General features: G+C 43.4%; 14 protein-coding genes. 6 read left to right on the top strand and 8 right to left on the bottom strand.

What is annotated here, in order from left to right; all coding sequences use genetic code 11:
- Positions 1 to 42: 42 nt before the first annotated feature.
- The 3 genes from HB679_RS20125 to gcvP all read right to left on the bottom strand — a co-directional run bounded on the left by HB679_RS20125 (position 43) and on the right by gcvP (position 5,383).
- Positions 43 to 813, bottom strand: a complete 771-nt coding sequence (locus tag HB679_RS20125; protein WP_214073832.1) for an SDR family oxidoreductase — start codon at positions 811 to 813, stop codon at positions 43 to 45.
- A 146-nt stretch (positions 814 to 959) separates the two neighbouring features.
- Positions 960 to 2,204, bottom strand: coding sequence for a PQQ-dependent sugar dehydrogenase (locus HB679_RS20120; protein WP_214073831.1), 1,245 nt, complete (start codon positions 2,202 to 2,204; stop codon positions 960 to 962).
- Between the two features lie 269 nt (positions 2,205 to 2,473).
- Positions 2,474 to 5,383, bottom strand: a complete 2,910-nt coding sequence (gcvP, locus tag HB679_RS20115) for an aminomethyl-transferring glycine dehydrogenase (RefSeq protein WP_214073830.1) — start codon at positions 5,381 to 5,383, stop codon at positions 2,474 to 2,476.
- A 162-nt stretch (positions 5,384 to 5,545) separates the two neighbouring features.
- Here gcvP and HB679_RS20110 point away from each other — a divergent pair, with 162 nt between their 5' ends.
- Positions 5,546 to 6,004 carry an Lrp/AsnC family transcriptional regulator gene (locus HB679_RS20110; RefSeq protein WP_214073829.1) on the top strand — a complete coding sequence of 153 codons (459 nt, stop codon included), beginning with the start codon at positions 5,546 to 5,548 and terminating at the stop codon, positions 6,002 to 6,004.
- An 81-nt stretch (positions 6,005 to 6,085) separates the two neighbouring features.
- Here HB679_RS20110 and HB679_RS20105 read toward each other — a convergent pair whose 3' ends face one another.
- Positions 6,086 to 6,802 (bottom strand): pyridoxine 5'-phosphate synthase, encoded by a 717-nt coding sequence (locus tag HB679_RS20105; protein WP_214073828.1) that lies wholly within the window; start codon positions 6,800 to 6,802, stop codon positions 6,086 to 6,088.
- Between the two features lie 90 nt (positions 6,803 to 6,892).
- Here HB679_RS20105 and HB679_RS20100 point away from each other — a divergent pair, with 90 nt between their 5' ends.
- Both HB679_RS20100 and HB679_RS20095 read left to right on the top strand, forming a co-directional pair.
- Entirely contained in the window at positions 6,893 to 7,891 is a 999-nt protein-coding gene (locus tag HB679_RS20100) for a polysaccharide deacetylase (protein WP_214073827.1), read from the top strand.
- 207 nt (positions 7,892 to 8,098) lie between these two features.
- Positions 8,099 to 11,134 carry an outer membrane beta-barrel protein gene (locus tag HB679_RS20095; RefSeq protein WP_214073826.1) on the top strand — a complete coding sequence of 1,012 codons (3,036 nt, stop codon included), beginning with the start codon at positions 8,099 to 8,101 and terminating at the stop codon, positions 11,132 to 11,134.
- 98 nt (positions 11,135 to 11,232) lie between these two features.
- Here HB679_RS20095 and HB679_RS20090 read toward each other — a convergent pair whose 3' ends face one another.
- The 4 genes from HB679_RS20090 to HB679_RS20075 all read right to left on the bottom strand — a co-directional run bounded on the left by HB679_RS20090 (position 11,233) and on the right by HB679_RS20075 (position 14,080).
- On the bottom strand, positions 11,233 to 11,598 hold the full coding sequence (locus HB679_RS20090) for a response regulator (protein ID WP_214073825.1): 366 nt from the start codon (positions 11,596 to 11,598) through the stop codon (positions 11,233 to 11,235).
- A 264-nt stretch (positions 11,599 to 11,862) separates the two neighbouring features.
- Positions 11,863 to 12,312, bottom strand: coding sequence for a carboxymuconolactone decarboxylase family protein (locus HB679_RS20085; protein WP_214073824.1), 450 nt, complete (start codon positions 12,310 to 12,312; stop codon positions 11,863 to 11,865).
- Between the two features lie 73 nt (positions 12,313 to 12,385).
- Entirely contained in the window at positions 12,386 to 12,958 is a 573-nt protein-coding gene (locus HB679_RS20080; RefSeq protein WP_214073823.1) for a Crp/Fnr family transcriptional regulator, read from the bottom strand.
- 9 nt (positions 12,959 to 12,967) lie between these two features.
- Entirely contained in the window at positions 12,968 to 14,080 is a 1,113-nt protein-coding gene (locus HB679_RS20075) for a hypothetical protein (protein ID WP_214073822.1), read from the bottom strand.
- 399 nt (positions 14,081 to 14,479) lie between these two features.
- Here HB679_RS20075 and HB679_RS20070 point away from each other — a divergent pair, with 399 nt between their 5' ends.
- Genes HB679_RS20070 through HB679_RS20060 form a run of 3 tightly spaced genes read left to right on the top strand, consistent with a single transcriptional unit; the run spans position 14,480 to position 18,223 of the window.
- Positions 14,480 to 15,289, top strand: coding sequence for a hypothetical protein (locus HB679_RS20070; RefSeq protein WP_214073821.1), 810 nt, complete (start codon positions 14,480 to 14,482; stop codon positions 15,287 to 15,289).
- Positions 15,290 to 15,307: 18 nt separating this feature from the next.
- Positions 15,308 to 16,072, top strand: coding sequence for a methyltransferase domain-containing protein (locus tag HB679_RS20065; RefSeq protein WP_214073820.1), 765 nt, complete (start codon positions 15,308 to 15,310; stop codon positions 16,070 to 16,072).
- Between the two features lie 3 nt (positions 16,073 to 16,075).
- Entirely contained in the window at positions 16,076 to 18,223 is a 2,148-nt protein-coding gene (locus HB679_RS20060) for a 7TM diverse intracellular signaling domain-containing protein (RefSeq protein ID WP_214073819.1), read from the top strand.
- The last annotated feature ends 32 nt before the right edge of the window (positions 18,224 to 18,255 follow it).

The raw sequence follows: 18,255 nt of genomic DNA, 5'->3' as shown, positions 1-18,255 counted from the left end.
CTGAATTGAGAGATCACACCGAATATATATCGGCGTCAGCGTTTATTTAATCCCTTTGGGCAAAGTACTTACAACAGACCAGCCCCCATCAACCACCACATTTTGCCCGGTGATATGTTTGGCTCCGTCTGACACCAAAAACAGCGCCGTGTTGGCAATATCACTCACATAAGCAGGGCGCCCCATAGGGGTAATTTCCGACCATACACGTTCATAATCGGCTTCGAGGGTGGTGCGTTCGGTTAGCGTTGCACCAGGGGCCACGGTATTTACGTTGATGTTATATTGCGATAATTCAATCACCAGGTTTTTGGCCAGCATTTCTAAAGCGGCCTTAGTCATGGCGTAGCACGCCAGATCTTTTAAAGCCTGGTGCCCCACTACCGATGACATGAATAATATAGAGCCGCCACTTTGTTGTAACTTCATTTGGTTTGATGCCGCCTGCGCCAGGAAGAATGAGCCGCCAAGGTTAACCTGTAATACTTTAAAAAATGCCTCGGGCGGGTAAGTAGCAAAATCGCCATATAAAGTTATGCCGGAATTGGCTATAACGATATCCAGGTGACCATAATGGTCGACAGCGGTGTTAACCATTTGATGGATAAAATCAACATCGCTTGAATCGCCGGGGATAGCTATGCAGCGTTGGGCATTGGTAGCGTTGATCTTTTTTACAGCGGCACTGGCCAGTTCAGCATCGATATCATTCAGCAATACCGTAGCACCATTTGCCGCCAACTGGCGACAAATTTCAAACCCTATACCCTGGCCCGCGCCGGTAACAATGGCTACTTTATTTTCAAAATTCATATAGCAGGTTTATAACGTTACGAAGAAGAACTCCGAAGTACCAAAGTAACAAATAAAGCCAATTATTTTATCATCCTGGGCGATAGCGAAGGATAAAGATGCCTCCCTTCATGCCGAACTTGTTTCGGCATGACACTCGATTTAAATTACCGCTTATAAACAATCTTAAATATAACCCCCTTCAAATCATCTGCCACATACAGTGCACCATCAGGGCCTTGCGCTAAACCCATTGGGCGGTATTTTATCGGGCCGGTGGGATGTGCCAAATCAGAGCCTGTAAAGTTATCAGCAAATACCTCCCATTGTTTTGACAGCTTGCCGTTCACCAGCGGCACAAATGCCACAAAATAGCCCTGAACCGGGTTACTGGCACGGCCATGGAATACTACAAAGGCACCATTCTTATACCGTTTAGGAAATAGATTGCCCGTGTAGAACAACAGATCATTTGGCGCCAGGTGGCCAGGGAACGCTACCGCCGGGTCGGCATATTTGTCGGTGCTCGTTTTACCGTCGCCACCATATTCCGGCGATACCATTTTCTTTTGTAATTGCTGATCATAGTAAGCATAGGGCCAGCCGCCATCTGTACCCTGATGCAGTTCATAAATAGTTTCGGCAGGTAGCTCGGCGCTTTTTTCTCCGGTGAAATATGCCGGAGACATGTTGTCAAAACTACGGCCATGCTGCGTTGCAAATACCGTTTTAGTGGCAGGGTTATAGTCAATCCCCACCGCGTTTTTAATACCGGTGGCATAGCGAATACCATCACTAAAAGCCTGATTCTGTTTATCGGCCTTAAATTTCCAGATGCCGGCGGCCGAATCCAGTATCGGGCAACCCGGCATGCCTACGCCAGAATTTTTCTGACGGCAAGCATCAGACCAGGAGCCGATGGTTACATATAAATTATCCTGATCGTCGAGCACTAATGATTTTGAATTATCATGATCATGATCTACCAAACCTTGTACAATTATTTCGGGTTGATCGGGTGCAATTACCTCGTCTTTATCATTCAGTTTATAACGGAATACGCCGGTATTTGAAGCCGAGTACAAGTAATGATCTTTGATCTTTACGCCGGTACCGGGATAAGCGCCAAAAGCCATTTTTTTATCCAGTCGGCCGTCATGATTGGTATCGCTCAAAAAAAGCAAGCCTTTACCCGTACGGCGAATAGAGTTTAGTTTTGCGTAGATGTCGCCTTTCGAGGTTACTACAATGTGGCGTAATGGACCAAGGGAATCGGCAATTATTGTGGCGGAGAAGCCTGCAGGTAGTTTTAATTCGGCTGGTTTGGCGCCGGTAAATTGATTGGCTATAAAACCGCTTAAGACAAATACGGCAACTAAAATCCCGATAGGCCAAAGTACTTTTTTATTCATTTGATTTATGATTTAAAATTGAGTGTGGCCAAGATACGGATAAGCGAGAATTGGGAGATTATCTATCTTAATCGTTACTTGGATTCCATTTCTGTCATTGCGAGGAGGCAACGACGAAGCAATCGCACGCTGCAAAGTTCGCGATTGCCGCGCTTCGCTCGCAATGACAGCAAAACAAAAAAGGCTGACGATTAAACGATCATCAGCCTTAAAATTATTTATTCATCATCTGCACATCTGCATATCCTCACATTTGCACATCTGCCAGATCACGTTCCGTATTCTGGTGTGGTTACTTCGCTTTCTTCAAACTCATAGTCTGATAGCGGAGGGCATGAACAGATCAGCGTACGGTCGCCGTAAGTATCATTCACTCTGCCTACTGATGGCCAGAATTTGTACGCAGCAACATATGGCAGCGGGAAACCTGCTTTTTGGCGACTGTATGGTTTTGTCCATTCATCGGCAGTAATTACGGCTGCGGTATGCGGCGCGTTTTTAAGCGGATTGTTAACTTTATCTGAAGCACCTTGCTCAATCTCGGTAATCTCTTTACGGATAGCGATCATGGCGTCGCAGAAACGATCTAACTCATGTTTAGGCTCAGACTCGGTCGGTTCAACCATCACCGTACCAGCAACTGGGAAAGAAACAGTTGGTGCGTGGAAGCCATAATCCATTAAACGTTTAGCAATATCAACCACCTCGATGCCTGCTGCTTTGAATGAGCGGCAATCCAGGATCATTTCATGTGCGCAGCGATCGTTATTACCGGTGTATAATACCGGGTAATGGTTTTGCAAACGAGCTTTGATATAATTAGCATTCAGGATAGCATAACGGGTAGCATTAGTTAAACCATCCGGACCCATCATGGCTATGTAAGCATGAGAGATGATCAGGATAGATGCCGAACCCCAGGGCGCTGCAGATACTGCGTGAATGGCTTTACCATTGTCGATATCAACTACAGCATGACCTGGCAAATAAGGCACCAGGTGCTTAGCCACACCGATAGGGCCCATACCCGGACCACCACCACCGTGCGGAATACAGAATGTTTTGTGTAAGTTCAAGTGGCAAACGTCGGCACCAATAGTGGCCGGGCTGGTTAGGCCAACCTGTGCGTTCATGTTAGCGCCGTCCATATATACCTGGCCGCCGTTGTCATGAATGATCTGGCAGATATCTATAATTGATTCTTCGAATACACCATGTGTTGACGGGTAGGTCACCATTAAACAAGAAAGTTCGGAGCTGTATTGCTCGGCTCTGGCTTTCATGTCGGCTACGTCAATGTTACCCTTGTCATCGCATTTTACAATAACTATCTTCATACCCGCCATGGCTGCCGATGCAGGGTTGGTACCATGCGCAGACGACGGGATCAATACCACATTACGGTGATGATCGCCACGATCAATATGATAAGCACGGATTACCATCAAACCTGCGTACTCGCCTTGTGCACCCGCGTTTGGTTGTAAGCTCATGGCTGCAAAGCCGGTGATCTCGCTTAACCAACGGTTCAGTTCATCAAATAACTGCATGTAGCCACCGGTTTGATCAACCGGGGCAAATGGGTGCATACGGCTAAACTCTGCCCAGGTAACCGGTACCATTTCGGTTGTTGCATTCAGTTTCATGGTACATGAACCCAACGCAATCATTGAATGACAAAGCGAAAGATCCTTGGTCTCTAACGATTTAATATAACGCAGCATTTCATGTTCTGAATGGTGCGTATTAAATACAGCATGCGTTAAATAGGCCGAAGTACGTTGCAGATCAGCAGGGATAACCGTAGTCAGGTTTGCTTGCAATCCTTCAAAATCAACATCATTAAGGTTTTTGCCTTTTACTTTGGCAAACAGGCGCACCAGCGTTTTAATATCCTCTGGCGATGTTGTTTCGTCGACAGAAATAGTAACTACTGAACCGTTATAGTTCAAGTTAACCTCGTTATTTAAAGCTTCTGAATGGATAGGACCAGCCAGAACGCCCAAATCAAATTTAATCGTGTCGAAGTAAGCCTCGTTTTCTTGTTTGTAACCTAAAGCCGCTAAGCTTTTGCTCAACAAAATGGTCAGACCATGAATCCGCTCGGCAATCAGTTTCAAACCTTTAGGGCCATGATAAACCGAGTACATACCGGCCATAATAGCCAATAATGCCTGCGCGGTACAAATGTTAGAAGTCGCTTTATCTCTGCGGATGTGTTGCTCGCGGGTTTGCAGTGCCATACGCAGGGCGTAGTTGTCGGCGCTGTCAATAGTAACCCCAATGATACGACCCGGCAAAGAGCGTTTGTATTCTTCTTTAGTAGCAAAAAATGCAGCATGCGGACCGCCAAAGCCCATTGGTACGCCAAAGCGCTGGGTAGTACCAACCACAATGTCGGCACCCCACTCGCCCGGAGGCGTTAACAGTACCAGGCTCATTAAATCAGCAACAACGGTGGTTTTAATGCCTTTCTCGTGACCCTTTGCGACAAAATCTGCATAGTTATAAACAGCGCCCTGGCCGGCAGGGTATTGCACTATGGCACCAAACATATCGTCGGTTAATTCAACCGTGCGGTGGTCGCCTATTTGCAGGGTAATGCCATAAGGCTCTGCCCTGGTTTTTAAAATATCTATCGTTTGCGGGAAAACTTCTTCAGAAACAAAGAAAGTCTTGGCTTCTTCTTTTTTACGCAGGCTATATTGCATAAACATAGCCTCTGCAGCAGCAGTACCTTCGTCTAGTAAAGATGCGTTGGCAATTTCCATCCCGGTCAAATCAATTACCATGGTCTGGAAGTTTAACAAGGCTTGTAAACGGCCCTGTGCAATTTCTGCCTGGTACGGCGTATATTGGGTATACCATCCCGGATTTTCAAGGATATTACGCTGAATAACACCCGGCACAATCACGTCATAATAACCCTGGCCAATATAGCTGCGGAAAACTTTGTTTTTTGACGCGGTTTGCTTTAAATCCTTTAGGTAAGCAAACTCGCTTTTTGCAGTTGGCAAATTAAGCGGTTTCTTTAACCTGATCTTAGCCGGTACCGTTTGATCTATCAGCTCGTCAAGCGTTTTAACGCCGGTGGCTTTTAGCATTTCTGCGGTATCTGCTTCGCTGGGCGCTATGTGCCTGCCTTCAAATTTCTCCTCGTACTGTGTGTTTAATTTCATGCTAATTTCCTGCTTAATTAATCCCGGTCAAAGTTACGGAATAAAGAATTTTTATTTTATATGGATAACCTTATCGGTAAATTTTTCTGTAAAAGTTTATATTTTTATAAAAAAAATCTTTACAAGACAAGATCCACCCAAATAATTAGAAAATTTATCCCCATGGAAACTATAGACGAAATTGACAAGAGCATACTGCGCGAATTACAGAAAAACGCCAAGATCACCACCAAAGAATTAGCCTCGAAACTAAACCTTACCATCTCCCCTGTATATGAGCGCATAAAGCGCCTTGAAAACGCCGGTTTTATCAAAGATTATGTGGCGATCCTTGACAAAAATCTCATTAACAAACCCTTTACCAGCTACTGCCAGGTATCCATGCGTTACCACGAAGAATATATCGACAAATTTGAGGAGGAAATATTAAAACTTGACGAAGTGCAGGAGTGCTACCATATAGCCGGGCAGATAGATTTCTTATTGAAAATAAACGTAGGCAGCATTGATGAATACCATGATTTTATCAGGTACAAACTATCTAAAATTAACAACATAGGTTTGTTGAACAGCGCCTTTGTTTTAAAGGAGATCAAGAAAACGTACGCGTATAATATTTGATGACATAATGTAGAGACGCAACATTTTGCGTCTCTGTGCAGGTTCTACATTCAGACGCAAAATATTGCGTCTCTACAGCGGTTAAACCAACTGTCTCAAATACATTTGCACCGTATTTTCTAAACCATAATACAAGGCATCGCTAATCAATGCATGGCCTATGCTTACTTCGTCTAAAGCTGGAATTTTTTCGGCGAAATATTTTAAGTTATTCAGATCAAGATCATGGCCGGCGTTAATACCTAAACCCAGTTGATGGGCCACTTGTGCAGCTTTAACATAAGGTGCTACGGCTGCCTCTTTGTTTTGCGGATAATGATGTGCGTAAGCTTCGGTATATAACTCTATGCGGTCGGTACCGGTAGATGCCGCAGCTTCTACCATTTCAACAATCGGATCAACAAAAACAGAAACCCGGATACCGGCATTTTTAAATACAGCGATGATATTTTTTAGATACTCCTGGTTCTTAATGGTGTCCCAACCATGGTTTGAAGTGATCTGTCCCAGTACATCAGGCACTAGCGTAACTTGCTCGGGCTTACTGGCCAAAACCAGGTCGACAAATTTTTGTTCCTGGCAGTTGCCTTCAATGTTAAACTCGGTGGTGACGATTTTTTTTAGTTCAAAAACATCATTGTAACGAATGTGTCGTTCGTCCGGACGAGGGTGTACCGTGATGCCCTGCGCCCCGAAACGCTCGCAGTCTTGAGCAACTTGTACCAGGTCGGGATTATTGCCACCGCGCGAGTTACGTAATGTAGCTATTTTGTTTATGTTGACAGATAATCGAGTCATCGTAGGTAGATTTGTAAACTTAAAGAGTCAAATATCACCATTAGTTAATAATAGCCCAAACATTTTTAATTGCATTTAGTTGCCAAGCATATGAAACCCTTTTTTAAATTATTGCTGATAGTTTTACCGCTCACTATTTTCGCGCTAACGGCGCGCGGACAAGCCAATTATTTAAAAATTACAGATTACCGGGTAGATTATGGCTGGGCCAAACGTTTTCCGCAAGACTGGATAGTACTGCGCCGCTTTGAAAATGCCGGCCGTCAATATATGCTGATGGTGAACCCGCAAACGCTGGAAACCAAGGTTGACGAATCAAAAGACTACCAGGTAAAAGCTATGTCGATGGTAGCGCTGCGCGACATGTTTAGCAGTTCGCCGTATGCAAAAGCTTTGGTTAAAGCCGAGCGGCAATCTGTAATGGTACAGGACGCCGGCATAGAAATGGGCATGCCTAAAGAAGCCGGCATCAGTTTAACTGCCGATCTTTGCCCGTCGCACCGCCCGTTGGATAAAGAGATCTTTACAGATCTGTTCCACGAATTTCAAAAGGTAGAGAAGCCTGCGCCTATCGCCTTGTCTGTTACCGGCGTATGGATGCGCCAGCATCCAAAAGACCTGGAGTGGCTCAAACAAATGGAGCGTAACGGCGAGATCTATATTACCTGGATTAACCACTCTTTCAATCATCGCGTTAGCAAAACCTTACCCTTAAAAGAAAACTTCTTGCTGGAACCCGGCACGGATATAAGTTATGAGGTGTTAGAGACAGAAAAAGCGATGCTCAAAAACGGCTTACTCCCTTCTACATTTTTTCGTTTCCCCGGCCTGGTGTCAGACCAGCAATTGGTAAACCGCATCACCGAAGGTTTTGGGTTAATCCCTATCGGTACGGATGCCTGGTTGGCTAAGGGCCAGGAACCACAGTCGGGCAGTATAGTACTTATCCATGGCAATGGCAACGAGCCTGTCGGCGTACACGACTTTATTAACCTGCTAAAATCAAAAACACAGGCTATTGCCAATAAGCAATGGCTGCTGTATGATCTGCGCGAAAGTGTGGACGAAGAGTTTGAGAGTTCAAAATAGCCATTTTAAATATCACAGGTCATATTTTGGGGTCGAAAGAGGTTGATCTATAGCTACTAATGTAACAATTGTGGTATTAACCAACCATTCGGGGCGCACTGTGTAACAATAGTATTAAAGATAATTATTAAAAGTAATTAAAGTTGAACCTTTGCGTCCGAATGATTTAATGCAATTTTTACACCACTAAACGTACCACAAACAATTATGAAATCTATTTTAATTCCCCTATTTCTGCTCTTTTTATGTGTGGGGACGTCCTATGCGCAGACTACGCACAATGTGCGCGGTACTGTTGTAGACACCACCAAACAGAGCCTGCCCGGAACCGTAGTAAAAATCAAAACCGACCAGGGTGACAGCACCCAGGTTGCTACAGATCTTGACGGTAAGTTTTCTTTTGATGCCCTTAAAGGCACTAAAATCACTTTATTTATTTCGAACTTTGGCTATAAAGCCATTATTAAACACTTTAGTTTTTCGCCAACTGATAGTACTACATTGCAGATACCAACGATAGTATTAAAAAGCGAAGCCAAGCAACTTAAAGAGGTAACTATTGTTGGCGTAAACCCGGTTAAGTTTACCGAGGATACGGTAGACTATAAAATAGCAGCCTACCCCGTGCGCCAGGACGCTCCGGTAGAAGACGTTTTAAAGAAAATGCCGGGCGTTGATGTCGATGTAAATGGCAACGTTACCGTACAAGGTAAAAACGTTACCAAAGTGCGAATAAATGGCAAAGACTACATGGGTGGCGACGTGCAGGCGGCTACCAAAAACATACCTGCCGATTTATTAGAAAGCGCCCAGATCATTGATGATTACGGCGACCAGGCAGCGCTTACCGGCATTAAAACCGGCGAACCTAATAAGATCCTGAACTTTACTATCCGTGCCGATAAAAACTATGGCTACTCTGTACAAGGTACCGTGGGCGATGGCCGCGATGCATTGCCATCCACTAAAGGTGCTGACGGCACTACGCTAAAGCCCGATGATGCTAACCGTTACCTGGGTACTTTAAATTTGTTTGATTTTAAAGGCAATCGTCAGTTAACCGTTTTAGCTAATCTTAATAATACCAACACCAATACCTTTAATTTTGGTGGCGGTGGCGGCAACAACCAGGGTGGCGGCAATGGCGGCGGCGGAAACGGCGGTGGTGGTGGCGGCCAGGGTGGTGGTGGCGGCGGCCGTGCTCAAAGAGGCAGCAACAACGGCTTAGCCAGCACCAAAGACGGCATTACCGATGCGCACGCCGTGGGCCTTAACTACCGCGATCAATGGGGTAAATACGTGTCTGTATATGGCAGCTATAGCTTTTCTGACAACACTACCTTTACACAAAGCAATACCCTGCGTACCAACAGCGGCCAGGCAACAGATAACACCAATGCTACCACTGCTAATGATAACCCCATCAATCATCGCTTTAACTTTAACTTAGAGTACAAGCCTGATACGATCAACTATTTAAAGATATCGCCTACCTTTACTTATGCCAGCACTAATTCTACCTCATTAGAAGATGTAGTAGTTCATGATGCGGGCGTTACTACGCAGGCTTATAAAACTAACATAGCCAGTAACTCAAGTACGCCTACTTTTTCTACCAACTTATTGTTTAACCACCGTTTTCCAAAACGTGGCCGTAACTTAAGTGTATATGGCCAGGTTAGCACGTCTACCTCAAACTCATACACCAACCCAATAGTTAATAATACTGTTGGTACCTTAAACGTGCCGGCCAACCAGGTATCGAATACACAGAACCGCACTACCAGCTATGGCGGTAACCTATCTTACCTGGAGCCTGTTGGTAAAATATCGTATTTAGAGTTAAACTATAACTACAACCGGTCTTATACCACCAATGATAAAGAAACAGATACTTTATCGGCAGCAAATACTTACAACAACTATTCGCTGTTAAGCAACAATTACAACTATACATTTGTAACCAACCGGGTGGGTTTAAACTTTAGGGTTATTGATACTAAATACAACTATACCCTGGGCGTTGGCATACAGCCTTCTACTTTGGATGGCCGTTCAATCACTAATAATATAGACACGCACCGCGATCAAACCAACATAGTACCGGCTGCGCGTTTTGTTTACAATTTCTCAAGAAACGAGACTTTGAGTTTAAACTACAACGGATCAAGCACGGCCCCTACATTTACCCAATTACAGCCGGTAGTTGATTTAACCAGCGCATCTTACCCGGTAGAGGGTAACCCGGATTTGAAGCAACAGTTTACCAATAACTTCTCCCTGCGTTATAATTCGTTTGGTTTGGCAACCGGTAATATCCTGTTCTTGAATACCTCGTTTACTTCTATAGGCGATTATGTTGCATCGCGTACAACTACTTACAACAGGCTAAGCTCGGCAGTATTAAATGCCGACCCAACCTTGAAAAACTTTAGCAACACAACCCTAACCCGTTATGTAAATGCCGACGGCTATTATTCGGCTGCAGCGCAGGCTTTATTTGCTAAGCCTTGGGACGAGCGTCGTTATACTTTCTTTATTAACGGTAATATTACTTATAATAAGTATCCGGCTTTTGTGGATATGGTTGATAGCAACAACGTAGCAAGCGCTACTTTAAAAAATATCTCAAAAACGTTAACCTTCACACCGGGCCTGCGTTTCAGATTAGATATCCCTAATGTGGTTGATGCGCAAGCCAGCAGCAATTACTCTATCAGTAAAACCGATAATTCTTTAACCGGCACCAGCTCATTAACGCAAAACGTTAACATACGCGCCTTAACGCTTGGCCTTACCGGTAAAAACTACTTTGGCGACTGGACATTTAGCTATGATTATTCTAAGCAAATCAACTCGGGCTATACTATCCCGGTAACCAATCCTAATATCTTAAGCTTGTATTTAGAGCGTAGATTTTTGGCTCAAAACCGTGCCACTATCCGCTTTGCGGCTTATGACTTATTTAACCAAAATACCGGTTTTTCTGTTACCAGCGATGGTGCCAGCGTAACCCAAACCAGCGTTAACCGTTTAGGCCGTTATTATATGGTAACCTTTGCTTTGCGTCTGCAAAAATTTGCCGGACGTGCACCTGTACAAGATGGTGACGGCAGCTACAGAAACGGTGGTGGCGGCGGAGATCGTCCTCGTGGTCAGCGTGGTGGCGGTGGTGGTTTCGGCGGAGGCGGCAATGGTGGCGGCGGAGGCGGTGGCTTCGGTGGCGGTGGCACTCCTGAATAAGCTTCTAACTCACAATAATTAATAATAGATAGAAAAGTAAAACCCCGTCGCGAATTATCGTGACGGGGTTTTATGGTTTTATAACGTTATGGCGATGACTATGCAACCGAGCTTATTACGCGTTCCAGTTCTTCCAGATCAAAAGGTTTAGCCAGGTATGTTTCTGCACCGGCATGGCTGGCCAGCAATTGAATATCGCTGTTAGCCGAAAAATAAATCACCGGGATACCCTTTAAATCGTCAGACTTTTTAAGTGTCTGCGTAGCTATAATACCGCCGGCGTCGGGTATCCAATTATCCATCAGTATCACATCAGGCATAATGCCAGAAACACGTTCGGTTATAGAGTTGCAATCTGTAAAGGTATGCACCTCCCATCCCTTTTCTTCTAAAATGTAATTACAGATAGACAGAATATCCTCATCATCGTCAAATACAATGATTTTACGTTTGGTTTCGCTCATTTACTAGTCTGGTCAAAAAATTTCTCGGTGTGAAGCTATATAATAACATTACTTACATGCAAATGTTTTGTTAAATATCGCTTTTTTTAGATAAATGAGCGGGGTTGTATAAACATGTGGACTAATCGGACGGGAGTTAATAATGAGTTTCCAAGTAAAATACATAATCAACTGTCATTCTGAGCGATAGCGAAGAATCTTATACGACATTTCAGGTTTTATAAGATTCTTCGCTATCGCTCAGAATGACAAAAAATTTAATGCTTACGCCACAACCCTTTTAGGCTGCAAATGGGTGGTTACACCAATGCGGTTCCAGGCATTGATAACTGTAGCAGCCATGATAAGTTTGGCCAGGTAATGCTCATCAAACAGGCTTGCCGCTTTTTCGTAGGTTTCGTCAGATACGCCGCCGTGCGAGATATTGGTGATCTCTTCAGTCAGCGCCAATACAGCTCGTTCCTCTGGTGTAAAAAAACTGGTTTCGCGCCAGGCATTTAATACATAAATGCGCTGCTCGGTTTCGCCGTGGCTGCGTGCATCACGACTATGCAGATCAAGACAATAAGCGCAGCCATTTATTTGCGACGCGCGGATCTTCATCAACTCCCAATGCATTTTGTCGATGCCGCTGTTGGCTACATATTGTTCCAGGCCGGCTAATGCTTTGTACCCTTCGGGTTCAACTTGCAAAATGTTTATTCTGTTGCTCATGATATTTTGTTGTTTTTGATACACCAAAGGTCGGTACCAAACCCTATTCAAAATCTTAATCATGATTAAGAAATCAAACCTTTTTAGCTCTTATCTTACTTAAAAATTGCGGAGTAAACCCAAGGTAAGAGGCCAGCATGTATTGGGGCACACGCTGCAAAAAATCAGGGAAACGGTTGCTGAAGTTGCGATAGCGTTCCTCGTCTGTAAAAGAGTAAATGTATTCAATACGGCGTTGAGTGGCTGCATAGGCACGCTGCAAAATCAACCTGAAATATCTTTCCAGTTGCGGGATAGCTTGAATCAGTTCTTCCTGTACTTCCTGGTTCCAGGCAATCACCTCTGCATCTTCAATCGCCTGGATGTAAAAACGCGATGGCTTTTGGCTGTCCAGGCTGTCATAATCGGTTATCCACCAGTTTTCTAACGCAAATTGCGTTATCTGTTCCTGTTCTTTTTTATTGATAAAATACAACCGAAGCAAACCCTCGCTTACAAAATAATTGCCCCGGCATACTTTACCCGGTGTTAGCAGGAAATCTTTTTTCTTGATAGACGTTAACCTCAGTTTGGCACAGATCAGGGCCGCCTCATCATCCGTCAGTGTAACATATTTACGGATATGATCAAGCAGCGCGGTGTACATCAGCTAAGCTTAATTATTTTTTAAACCAATGCGATTGTTGGCATAGTCCAGCAAATACTCGTTATTCAAAAAGAAATCTATACTAAATATAGTGCGGTTATCTTTTGAGTATGATGGATTTTGGACCTCGGTTAAATTAAAGGTTGATGTAGTGGTGTATTGATAATTGAACCCTTGCCCGGTGGTTATGGATACGCTACTGTTTGCCGGCAGTGCAGCCGAATTACTTGCTGCTGATGGATCTTCAACAATTGTGGTTAATGGCGTGCCGGTATCAAACAGTATTGTGCCTTGTACCGTTTTACCGTTATAGGTTATACTTGATGCAATATTGGGCGAGTACCCGCTGATAGCATTGTAAGCCAGCGGGTGCATAACAAAATTAGACGAATTAAGATCGGCCGGGGTAAGCCCAATATATAATAAATCGGCAGTGTAAGTTGCCGAGGTTAGGAAATTTGCTGAATTAAGTTGCGCCAATCTGAAACCGCTGGTGATGTTGCTGGCTAAAGCAAAATAACTAAGCGGACTGGCTATTTTACGGCTGGTTGCGCTTACACCAGGTGCCACGCCAAATACGTCGGCAGAGTGGGCTGCCAGCTGCGCCCCGGTAGTCAGGTTTGTTACTTTGTAATATAAAAAGAAAGGGATGCGCGGTGTGGTAACATTGCCATGTCCGTCGCCAATGGTTACATTGGCATACGCCAGGTTGCCGTACTCAGATATTGCGCCATCAACACCACCGTAACTTATCACTGCTTTTTGCGATGTAATAGTAATACCGCTAACCACAATTGAATCGCCGGTTATCTGGAAGCCGTCGCTGGTGATCATCGATGCAGGGAGGATTCCGTTGGCATCGATAGTCATACCGGTTGAGCCGGTATCAAACACCAACCCATAATTCTGTGTGGTTATATCGCCCAATTTGGAGCACGCTATAAATATACGGCGTGATTGGGTGCTGCTTGCGGCCTCTTCATACAAACCAAGTTTAGCAAAATTTACCGGGCTTGTAGATATAGGGTTTACCTGCGGGTCTTTTTTACATGATGCCGCAAACAAACTTAAAAACAACAAGGTTAAAACTTTATGATGCGCTTTAAAGTAACATTTATCCATATTGAATGTCTTAGGCTTGCCTGAAATACAATTATACCCAATAACGCAAATTTACTATTTGCGGTATTAGTACCGGTGTAAATAAATTTTTAATTTATTTAAAAAAAAATCGTTCGGCCAGTTTTAATTAATACTTAACAAAATGCAATTTTTAAATATTTGCTTTTTAATGGATATGTGAATTAACGTGCCTTTAATGAAAGTTTTACATCGCTACTCTTTTTAGGAATTATTTTATTACTTTTCATCGATTAAACCTATAAGCAATCGATTGCGACCTGTAGCCCCTAAATGGTTTGATTTTTAAACGGTTGAACGAAACTTAGTGAATTATTTTGCCGTTTGAAGGACTACCTTTTTAATACAATTGATTATTAACAAGCTATATTATAGCAACAAATGGACAAGATTTTAGACAAAGCAGTGCCGGAAGTAAGACTCAGAGCTTTCAGAGCTATTGACGAACCTAAAACTTGTGCACTGTTTGTGGAAGGGCATGCTAACGTGTTATCAAGTATTGGCATTAAAAAAGTAACCTCTTCACAAAACGGCTGGACAACCAATCCCGCTGTCTTTGTAATAATTGTCGAGTCGATGGATGGCAAGCGTGTTTTTGGCGGTGCCCGTGTGCATGTGTCGGGCGGCTCAGAGCCATTACCGATAGAGCAAGCGGTTAGTTTGCTTGATCCATCTATCCATAAGCTGGTTTGGGAATATAGCCACAACGGTACGGGCGAGGTTTGCGGTTTGTGGAATTCGTCCGAGCTATCCGGTTATGGCATAGGCACCCCCTTATTAATACGCTCGGGTATTGCCATAGCAGCGCAATTAGGCATACAAACATTGTTTGCGCTTTGTGCACCTTATACGGTGCAGCCGGTGGTAAACTGCGGCATGGAGCTGGTAAGCAGCATAGGCAACAAGGGTACCTTTTATTACCCCAAGCTAGATCTTATAGCTACTGCCATGGTATTAAATGACCTTGAAAATTTAAGCAGAGCCAGAGACGAGGACCGGGCTGAGATCATGCAAATGCGCAACCACCCGGATGAACTGACCATAAATGAACTAAAGCAAAAGAAAATAACTGTTTATTTTGCTTTAGGTATTCCAAATCTCAATAAATGGAATCTGTCAGAATTTATCGAGGCGGCCAACCAGGACTTTTTGCAAACCAGTGTTAACGAGCGCGACATCAATTTTTTATAAATTAAACATAACGGCATTATGTCAGAAAAACACTACGATATCAATTACCTGCAAAATTCAAGGCGGTTACTGCTTACGCTTAAAGAAGCATCATACAATTACTTTGAAAAGATCAACAGCGGCACTATCATTGACTTAGGCTGCGGCGCAGGTAAAGATGTAATTGAATTGGCAAAGATTGTTGGTAACGACACCAAAGTTATAGGCATTGACCATGACCCGGTGATGCTGGAACAAGGTAAAACAGATGCCAAAGATCTCCCTAATGTAGCGTTTATTCTTTCTGAGGCTTATCCTTTGCAATTTGGCAGTGAAACAATTGCAGGTTTACGTACCGAGCGTGTAGTGCAACATCTGAAAGAGCCGCAAAAAGTAATTAATGAAATTGCGCGCATTCTTAAACCGGGCAGCCCCTTTGTAATTATTGAGACCGATTGGCACAGCCTTTCTTTTTATACACCGTTTGCCGATACGCAACAGAAAATTAACGCTTATTTAACAAACCAAAAAGTAAACAACGGTTTTGCTGCCAGAAAGCTAACCAACTATCTGAAGCAAAGTAATTTTAAAGATATTAAATTTGAAATTCATCCATTTATATTGGGTACCTTAGAAGAAGCTAACCAATATTTGTGGGTGCAAAAAATGGCGCAGGAAACCGCCGAAAAAGGTTTCATCACCACCCAAGAGTACGAAGAATTTTATAACGCATTGCAACAAGCAGATACCGGGGGGTATTTCGCATGTTCAATAAACCTGGTAGTAGCAACATGTATTAAATAAATGATGGGCAGGTATTTTTTAAAAACACTGATCTTTTTTGCCTTCCTATTTTTGGGGCTGCATGCAAGTGCCGATGTTATTATTGACGGCAAAACTAATCGTACCCTAATTGGCAGAGAAGTTTACGTTTTACAGCCAGGTAAAGAATTAGGGCTTAGTGATGTCTTAAAATCGGCCGAATTTAAAAAATACGACAAAGAAGTGCCTAACCTGGGTTTTTCTGAGCACAGTGTATGGCTGCGTTTCACGGTCACTAATAAGGATGCAGATCCGGCTTTCTTGCTTGACGTAGCCTACCCCATACTTGACGAGGTAGAACTATTTTCGCCTGACGCAAACGGCAAATATCACGATAATTTAATGGGCGAAGTAAGACCCTTTAATACCCGGAAATACGATCATCCCAATTACATCTTCGACCTTGACATACCGCAACATTCAAGCAGAACCTACTACCTGAGGGTAAAAAGCGCCGAGCAACTTATATTACCAATTTCTATTAACGAGCCGGCTACACTTTGGCAGGTTTTAAGCCGCGATGACCTTTTATCAGGTTTGTTTATTGGCGCCATTGTAATTATGTTTTTGTATAACCTGTTTATTTACTTTTCTGTAAAAGACAGGAGCTATCTGTACTATGTAATTTATGTCGCGTCGGTGGGCTTAACCCAAATTGGTATCAAGGGCTTTACCTTTCAGTATTTGTGGGGCAATCAAACAGGCTTCGAACTAAAAAGTGTCGTACTCTTTGCTTGTATCGGTCCCATAGCTGCACTGCTGTTTACCAAAATATTTCTCTCAACCAGTATCCGTGCACGCCGGTTTGACAAAGTGCTTACCGGCATTATTGTATTAATGATAGTTGCGTTTGTTGTTACGGCATCAGGCCAAATTCAAACCGGCTTTAAGCTAATGCAGCTATTTACCACATTGTTTGCTTTTAGCCTCATCATTGTGTCGCTAATTGTAATGTATAATGGCTACCGCCCGGCAAGGTTTGTGTTTTTATCATGGCTAAGTTTGTTAATAGGCGCCATAATATTTACGTTGAAAGACAACGGAGTGCTGCCTTATAATACATTTACCGGTTATTCCATGCAGGTTGCAACCGCTGTCGAAATGGCTTTGCTATCCTTCGGTTTGGCCGACAGGATCAACATATTAAAGAAAGAAAAAGAAGCCTCGCAGGCCGAAGCGCTAAACATAGCCAAAGAAAACGAACGCATCATACGCGAACAAAACGTGGTTCTGGAATTGAAAGTAAGCGAACGTACCCAGGAATTAAATCAATCGTTCGAGGACCTGAAACAGGCGCAATCGCAATTGGTTGATTCTGAAAAAATGGCATCTCTGGGTCAGTTAACTGCAGGCATAGCACACGAGATCAACAACCCTATAAATTTTGTAACGTCAAACATTAACCCGCTAAAACGCGATGTGGAGACAATCCTGGAGGTAATGAATACCATCGAGAACGTTAGCCAGTCTGACTTGACGATAGAAGAGAAGAAAAAACAAATCGAAGCGTATAAAGAAGAGGTTGATTTTGATTACCTGGTTGTAGAGATCCGTCACTTAATTAACGGCATTTATGAAGGCGCCACACGTACCGCCGAAATTGTAAAAGGTCTGCGGATTTTCTCAAGATTGGATGAGGATGATTTGAAACTTACCGATATTAATGAAGGACTGGAATCAACCCTGATCATTGCTAACAATTTGATAGGTGCCAGAACCAGCATTGTCAGAGCATATGGCGAGTTGCCACTAGTTGAGTGTTACGCAGGCAAGCTTAACCAGGTATTTTTAAATATCATATCAAATGCGGCTTATGCTATCGGGAAAAAATATGGAGATAAGGCAGGCGGAGAAATTAAAGTGGGCACTGTGGTTAACAATGGGCATGTCGAGATTTCCATCAGCGATAATGGTGCAGGTATGAGCGATCAAACCATGAAGAAAATATTCGAGCCTTTTTTTACCACTAAAGATGTTGGTGAAGGTACCGGCCTGGGTATGAGCATTGCATATAATACCATAAGGAAACACAATGGACAAATTGTTGTGAATTCTGAGATAGATAAAGGCACCGCGTTTATTTTAAAGATTCCATTAATTTTTGACGCAAAGCCTGCATTACCTCATGCCTGATATATACCTAGTAACGATTGATAAACCTTTTA

Origin of the sequence: Mucilaginibacter sp. dw_454 (assembly GCF_018449775.1) — a bacterium.
In the GTDB taxonomy this organism is placed as follows: domain Bacteria; phylum Bacteroidota; class Bacteroidia; order Sphingobacteriales; family Sphingobacteriaceae; genus Mucilaginibacter.
The sequence above is the reverse complement of the archived record's forward strand: the minus strand, read 5'-3'. Positions and strand labels throughout refer to the sequence as shown.